At 71.0% G+C, this 7,248-nt stretch carries 6 protein-coding genes; 3 read left to right on the top strand and 3 right to left on the bottom strand.

The features are described from left to right. Positions 1-14: 14 nt before the first annotated feature. Together JGS39_RS36520 and JGS39_RS36515 are read right to left on the bottom strand one after the other, a co-directional pair. Positions 15-1,403 carry a cytosine permease gene (locus JGS39_RS36520; protein WP_219574068.1) on the bottom strand — a complete coding sequence of 463 codons (1,389 nt, stop codon included), beginning with the start codon at positions 1,401-1,403 and terminating at the stop codon, positions 15-17. Then, the gene (locus JGS39_RS36515) at positions 1,403-2,356 is read right to left on the bottom strand and encodes a DUF1177 domain-containing protein (RefSeq protein ID WP_219574067.1); all 954 of its coding nucleotides are present in this window, start codon (positions 2,354-2,356) and stop codon (positions 1,403-1,405) included. Before JGS39_RS36515 ends, JGS39_RS36520 begins: the two co-directional genes overlap by 1 nt. 152 nt (positions 2,357-2,508) lie before the next feature. On the opposite strand from JGS39_RS36515, the gene JGS39_RS36510 reads away from it, so the two are divergent. After that, entirely contained in the window at positions 2,509-3,336 is an 828-nt protein-coding gene (locus tag JGS39_RS36510; protein WP_219574066.1) for an IclR family transcriptional regulator, read from the top strand. Between the two features lie 94 nt (positions 3,337-3,430). Then, complete coding sequence (pepE, locus tag JGS39_RS36505; RefSeq protein ID WP_219574065.1) at positions 3,431-4,159, top strand: dipeptidase PepE; 729 nt, start codon at positions 3,431-3,433, stop codon at positions 4,157-4,159. On the opposite strand, the gene JGS39_RS36500 is transcribed toward pepE, so the two are convergent. Continuing rightward, positions 4,122-5,933, bottom strand: coding sequence for an MFS transporter (locus JGS39_RS36500; RefSeq protein ID WP_219574064.1), 1,812 nt, complete (start codon positions 5,931-5,933; stop codon positions 4,122-4,124). The genes pepE and JGS39_RS36500 overlap by 38 nt on opposite strands. Before the next feature lie 260 nt (positions 5,934-6,193). Here JGS39_RS36500 and JGS39_RS36495 point away from each other — a divergent pair. Further along, a partial coding sequence (locus JGS39_RS36495; protein ID WP_219574063.1) for an acyl-CoA dehydrogenase family protein occupies positions 6,194-7,248 on the top strand: 1,055 nt, incomplete at its 3' end.

The following is a 7,248-nucleotide window of genomic DNA, read 5'->3' as shown; positions in this document are numbered from 1 at the left end:
GTCGGGGACGGTGCTCATGCTGCTCCCACGGAAGTGGTGGTGCGGGCGGCGGGGAGCTCGGCGTCCTCGTCGTCCAGGGTGGAGGTGCCGTACGGCTTCACCCAGCCCAGCAGGCCGAGGACGCAGTACAGGACGAAGGCGGTGGCCAGCGAGTTCAGGGCCGGGATGCCGCCGTCGTAGAACTTGCCGACGCAGAAGGCCACGATCCAGATGACGATCGACATCGGGACCCAGGTCGGCGACGACTTGGGCAGGGTCTCGGACTCCCGGGTGTCGTCCAGCGGCTTGCGCATCTTCTTCACGACCCAGTACTCGGCCACGATGATGCCGCCGATCGGCGGGATGGCGACGCCGAGGATGGTCAGGAACTCGGTGAAGTGGGTCATGATCCCGACCGCGGACAGGAGCGTGCCCGCGATGCCGAGGACGATGGTGACCGCGCCGCGGTGGACGCGCTTGCCGAAGACGACCTGGAAGAAGTTGACGACGCCGAGCGAGGAGCCGTACAGGTTCCAGTCGTTGATCTTGGCGGTGGACATCAGGACCACGATCACGCCGAAGGCACCGGAGGTGGAGAGCACGATGTGCGAGACCTCGTTGCTCTTGACCAGGTGGCCGAGCAGCACACCGGTCAGGCCGACGATGTACTCGGACAGGATCATCGACGAGGCACTCTGCAGGAAGACGTGCGAGCCGCGCTTGTTGTAGCGGGTCATCTCCGGGGAGACGATCGCGCCCGTCATGTAGCCGCCCGCGATGGCGGTGGCGGCGACGGCCAGCGGGATCGTTTCGCCGGGCGGCGGCGAGTGGATCAGGTCGCTGAACGAGTGGTCGTTGAGCGTGGTGATGACGGACCAGGCGACCATCGCGAAGAAGAGCGGGGTGACGATCTTCGCGAAGTTCGCCATGTACTTGAAGCCGAAGATCACCAGGGCGGTGATGGCGATCCCGGCGAACACGCACCACATCCAGGACGGTCCGCCGACCAGCGCCGAGACACTGTTGCCGAAGATCGTGTTCTGGACGCCGAACCAGCCGACGAGGCTGACCGCGATGACGAAGCTGACCAGGGCGGAGCCGTTGCGGCCGAAGCCGACCCAGCGGGTCAGCATCGGGGTCGCGAGACCCTCGCGCATGCCGGCCAGGCCGATCGCGAAGATCACGATCTCCAGGATCACCGCACCGAGCGTGAAGGCGAGGAAGGCGTCGCCGAAGGTCATGCCGACGCCGATGGTGGCACCAAGCGTGAACTGCGAGATCGAACCGGACTGGGCCAGCCACTGGAGCAGCATGGACCAGAAGCCGAACCGCTTGTCGCGCGGGACGCGCGAGAGCGAGTAGTCGTCGCTGCCGATGGCCTTGGTCTCCTGGACCACGGCGTCGGCCTGCGGGGCGGCTGCCATCAGGACTCCTGGGGGGTGCGGCCGAAGGTCTGCAGGTGAGCCAGCGACCCGTAGCGGTTGACGAGGTTGTCGAACTCCACCGCGTCGTGGAAGTCCAGGTGGCCGCCGCCGAAGGCCTTGGCGACCTCCACGGCGTAGCGGGCGGCGGACGCGATGTCGCTCTCGTGACTCGCGCCGGTACCGCAGCCCGGCACCGCGGCGGCCGAGGTGATGGCCAGACCGATGACGGGGGCGGCCGTCGCGGTGGCGGGCTGGAGGATCGAATTGATGTGGTGTGCCCCATTACCGTACGGGGTGATGTCCTGTGTGGTCACGGGGTACGTGACCAACGGCTCACCGGTCACCACGGCCAGCAGCTCGCCCAGCTGCTCGCTGACGCGGAGCACCCAGCCCTCCTTGACGGTGGGCGACAGGGCGAGGCCCTTGTGGTTGATGATCCGGTTGCCCTTGGTGGTGTCGATGGAGAGCACGGCCTCCATCGCGTCGGTCACCTCGTGCCGGTTCATGGTGGCGATGTCCACGGGCGAGCCCATGAACGGCACCGGGTCGTGCGGCTCGGTCGGCGCGTCCGGGCAGATGTGGGTGGCGACGATCACATCGCCGGGCAGCACATCACCGCGGCGGCGCATGTCGAGCAGCTTGGCGGCGGTGGCGACGGCCGAGACCGCGCCGTCGGCGTCGGAGACCATGCCGGTCACCTCGGGCCGGGCGCCGATGCCGCCGAGCCGGCCGACGACGCCCAGGGTGCGGGCGCTGCCTCCGGCCGTACGGCCCCGGGAGCCGGGGATACGGACCATCACGAAGTCCGTCGAACCCCGCTCACCGGCGACCGTGGTGACCTCCGCGGACGAGCCCTCGGCCCCAGCCACGGAGTCGAGGTACTCGACGACCGTCTTGCCATTGGCCTGGGGATCGTCGAGGAGATCGACGACGTCCAGTACGTACTTCAACATGGGGGGCCTTTCTCGCGCATCCATCACACCCGTCCGGCGCCCGGCAGGGAGTGGGACGCCGGACGGGGTGCTGAGAGCAGAGTCGGGATCGGATAGCGTTGAGCGCAACCATTTCCCGTTATTTGCAACTCAGGTCTGAATGGTGAGATCACATGGCGGACTTCGATCTGGACCGGCGCACCCCCGCCGGGGCCCTGCAAACCGTCGACCGGGCGCTCCTCGTGCTGCTCGCGTTCGAGCGCACCCGGCCCGACTGGGGCGTCACCGAGGTCGCCGAGGAGTTCGGCTGGGACACCTCGGTGGCCCAGCGGCTGCTCGCCACCCTCGCGGGGCGCGGCTTCCTGGTCTCGGACCCGGCCACCCGCCGCTATCGCATCGGCCCCGCCGTGCTGCGCCTGGGCAGACTCTGGGAGCGTTCCGGATCGCTGGAGCTGCTGGCCGGGCCGGTCCTGGAGGAACTGCGCCGGGTCACCGGCGACACCGTGCTGTTCTGCCTGCCGGACAGCTTCCACATGCGGTGCGTGGCCGCCGAGGAGGGCGAGGCCGGGCCGCTGCGCTACTACCCGCTGGTCGGTGAGCTCTACCCGGCGCACGCCGGGGCGACCAGCAAGTCGTTCTACGCCTACCTGCCGGACGAGCAGCGCCACCGGCTCTTCCGGGGACGCCCGATGGCCCGGTTCACCGACCGGACCGTCACCGATCCGGATCTGCTGGAGCAGGAGCTCCTGAAGGTCCGCGCCCAGGGGTACGCCTGGACGGTCGGCGAGTACGACGCCGGCATCGCGACCGTCGCCGTACCGGTCTTCCTCGGACGCGAACCGTACGGAAGCCTCAGCCTGGGCGGCGCGAAGGAGCGGTTCGACGGGGCGCCCGAGAACCGTCTCGACGCGCTGCGGCAGGCCGCCGACCTGCTGGAGAAGCGCCTGACCCACCCGCCGCAGCGCCCGAAGCCCAAGGCCCGCCGGACCCGGGCCACCTGACCCGGCAACAGCCCCCGGGCCCCACACGATCTGACACGGCAACAGCCCCGGGCCCCGCACGACCTGGCCCGAAGAGAACCCCAAGAGGAACCCCGTGAATCTGCTCCTGCTCTCCAACTCCACCCAGCACGGCCGTGGTTATCTGGAACACGCCCTCGACACGGTCGCCGCCTTCCTGCCCTCCGGCGCCCGGCTGGCCTTCGTGCCCTACGCGCTCGCCGACTACGCCACGTACACCGCACGCGTCCGGACCGCCCTCGAACCGGTCGGCATCAGCGTCCGCGGTGTCCACGAGAACGCCGACCCGGTCGCGGAACTCGCCGCGTCCGACGCCGTGTTCATCGGCGGCGGCAACTCGTTCCGGCTGCTGAGCGCGCTCTACCGGACCGGTCTGCGGGACGCCGTCACCGAGGCGGTGCGCGAGGGGCTCCCGTACATGGGGGCCAGTGCGGGGACGAACATGGCGGCGCCCACCCTGCGTACGACCAACGACATGCCCATCGTGCAGCCGCCGTCCTTCGAGACGCTCGGCCTCGTCCCGTTCCAGATCAACCCGCACTACCTGGACCCGGACCCGGCCAGCACCCACAAGGGCGAGACCCGCGAGGAGCGGCTCACCGAGTTCCTGGAGGAGAACGACGCCCCCGTGCTCGGTCTGCGCGAGGGCTCATGGCTGCGGGTCGACGGGCGTCAGGCCCGGGTCCAGGGCGCCCGCCCCGCCCGGCTGTTCACCCGCGGCGCGCAGCCGCAGGAGCTCCCGGTGGGGGCGGACGTCTCTCATCTGCTCACGACCGCAGCGCGGTTCGACGCTCCGGTGCGCTGAGCGTCAGCACCAGATCGGTCTCGCTCCGCGGCCCGTCCGCCGGGTACGACGCGGGCCGGGCCCGCGGCATGTATCCGGCGGCCGATCCGGCCAGGACGAAGCTGCCTGTGCCCGGGGCGGCGAGCGCGTAGTGGCCCTGCGCGTCCGTGGTGGTCAGCCCGGCCTGCCGGCCGTGCCGGTCGATCAGGGTGACGTTGGCGCCGGGCACCGGTGTGCCGTCCGCCTCCAGTACCCGCCCGCGGAAGCCGTCGGAGCCCGGATACGGCCGCGCGACGGCGGGGAGCGGAGCCCCGGCCTCGCGCGCGGCGTCGTCGGCCGCGCTGCTCGCCAGCAGCACCGGCGCGGAGGTCTTCCGTGCGGACGGCAGGAACGCCGCCAGGACGAGGCCGACCAGTACCGCTCCCGTAGCGATCATGAACGAGGTCCGGAACCCCTCCATGCTGGGCACCGAGACCGACCCCATGCGTACCGAGGTGTTCGCCAGGACCATGCCGATCACCGCGCTCGACACCGAGGTGCCGATCGAGCGCATCAGGGTGTTCAGGCCGTTGGCCGCGCCCGTCTCCGAGGCGTCGACCGCCCCGATGATCAGCGCGGGCAGCGAGGAGTACGCGAGTCCGATACCGGCCCCGAGCACCACCGCGATCACGATCGTCTGCCAGGCGGCGGACATCAGGCCGAGCCCGGCCCCGTAGCCGATCGCTATGACCAGCATGCCGAGCATCAGGGTCATCTTGGGGCCGTACCGGGCGGAGATCCGGGCGTACACCGGGGCGACGAACATCATCGTCAGGCCGAGCGGGGCCACACACAGGCCGGCGACCACCATGGACTGGCCGAGCCCGTAACCGGTCGACGACGGCAGCTGGAGCAGTTGCGGAAGGACCAGCGAGACGGCGTAGAACGCGACCCCGACCATGATCGAGGCGAGGTTGGTGAGCAGCACCTCGCGCCGGGCCGTGGTCCGCAGGTCGACCAGCGGTGCGTCGCTCCGCAGCTCGAAGAGGCCCCAGAGCACGAGGACCACCAGGGCGGCGGCGATCAGGCCGAGGGTGGTGCCCGAGGTCCAGCCCCAGTCGCTGCCCTTGGTGATCGGCAGCAGCAGGAGGACCAGGCCGAGCGAGAGCCCGAGCGCGCCCGTGACGTCGAACCGCCCGGGAGCGCGCAGCGAGGTCTCCGGCACCGCGAGCACGGTCAGGCCCATGGCCAGGACGCCGAGACCGGCCGAGCCGAAGAAGAGGGTGTGCCAGTCGGCGTGCTGGGCGACCAGTGCGGCGGCGGGCAGCGCGAGTCCGCCGCCCACCCCGATCGAGGAACTCATCAGGGCCATCGCCGAGCCGAGCTTCTCGCGGGGCAGCTCGTCGCGCATGATGCCGATGCCCAGCGGGATGGCTCCCATGGCGAAGCCCTGGAGCGCACGGCCCACGATCATGATCACGAGATCGTCGGTGAACGCGCATATCAGCGAGCCGACCACCATCACGGCGAGGCTGGCCAGCAGCATCCTCCGCTTGCCGTTGAGGTCTCCGAGGCGTCCCATGATCGGCGTGGAGACGGCTCCGGCCAGCAGGGTTGCCGTCATCACCCAGGTCGCGTTGGACGGGGCGGTGTTCAGAAGGGCGGGCAGGTCCTTGATGACGGGGACGAGCAGGGTCTGCATCACCGCGACGGTGATGCCCGCGAAGGCGAGTACGGGGACGATCCCGCGGCCCGCCTTCGAAGGCCGCGGATCAGGAAGCTCCGCGGCGGGCTGTTCGTGCGTCGTCTGTGGCATGCGTGCGGCCTCCGGGCAGCGGAAGGGGAGAGGTGGGGGCGGGAGCGCGGTCCCTGCGGCGGACAGCGTTGACCGCCAAGTGCGTGCACGGTGCAACCTTCCGCACGTCCGAGGTATTCCGGTGAATTGGGCAAGAACAGGTCAAGGCGGTCTGCCCGGTTTCCGGCCCGCTCCGAATCGGTGCCCATCTGACCTTCCGTCAGATTGGAACGTGTTCTACTCTTGCGCCGTTCCAGTGGCTGCGACCGGCGAGGATCCGCATGGGCATCGGAATCACCGAAGAACACAGGGAGCTCGCGCAGGCCGTGCGGGGATGGCTGGCACGCGCTGTGCCGCCCGGAGAAATCCGCAAACTGCTCGACGCGGAGACCCCCGCCGCCCCCGGCGCGCGCCCCGCCTACTGGGAGGGTCTCGCGGAGCAGGGGCTGCTCGGCATCCATCTGCCCGAGGCGTACGGGGGCGGAGGCGGCGACCTCCTGGACCTGGCGGTCGTCCTCGAAGAGGCGGGCCGCGCCGCACTGCCGGGTCCGTACCTGGCGAGTGCCCTCGCCTCGGCCGTCCTGTACGAGGTTGTCCTGCGGGAGGGGGCCCCGCATGAGGCTGTTCCGCGAGAGGGGGCCCCGCGCGAAGCCGCCCCGCACGCGACCGCCCCGTACGCCTCGGGCGCCGGGGAGCTGGTGCGCGGCTTGGTGGACGGCACCCGCATCGGGGCCGTCGCGCTCGGCCCCGGCACGCTCACCGCCGTCGAGCGCGAGGACGGCCACCTCCTGGACGGCGAGCTGCCGCCGGTGCTCTCCGGCGCCGAGGCCGACCTGCTCCTGCTTCCGGCCGCCACGGCCGCCGGCCCCCGCTGGTTCGCCGTCGACACCGACGCCGTGGGCCTCACCGTCCGCCCGCACCGCAGCGCCGACCCCACCCGGCCCACTGCCGCGGTCCGCGCCGACGGGGTCCTGGTCCCCGCCGCACGTGCCCTGCGCGCCGACTCCGGGCTCGTCCGCGACCTCGCCGCCGTCCTCCTTGCCGCCGAGGCCTGCGGCACCGCCGCCCGCTCCCTGGACACGGCCACCGAACACGCCAAGGTCCGCGAACAGTTCGGCCGCCCCATCGGACAGTTCCAGGGCGTCAAGCACCTGTGCGCCGACATGCTCGTACGCGTCGAACAGGCCCGCGCCCTGACCTGGGACGCTGCCCGGGCGGCCGGTGAACCTGAGGAAACGCGCGGCCTGGTCGCCGCGCTCGCCGCCGCGACCGCCCTGGACGCCGCGTACGGCTGTGCCAAGGACGCCATCCAGATCCTCGGCGGCATCGGCTTCAC

The organism is Streptomyces poriferorum (assembly GCF_019399235.1).
GTDB classification, from domain to species: Bacteria; Actinomycetota; Actinomycetes; order Streptomycetales; family Streptomycetaceae; genus Streptomyces; species Streptomyces poriferorum.
This window is presented reverse-complemented; position numbering and strand designations above follow the sequence as displayed.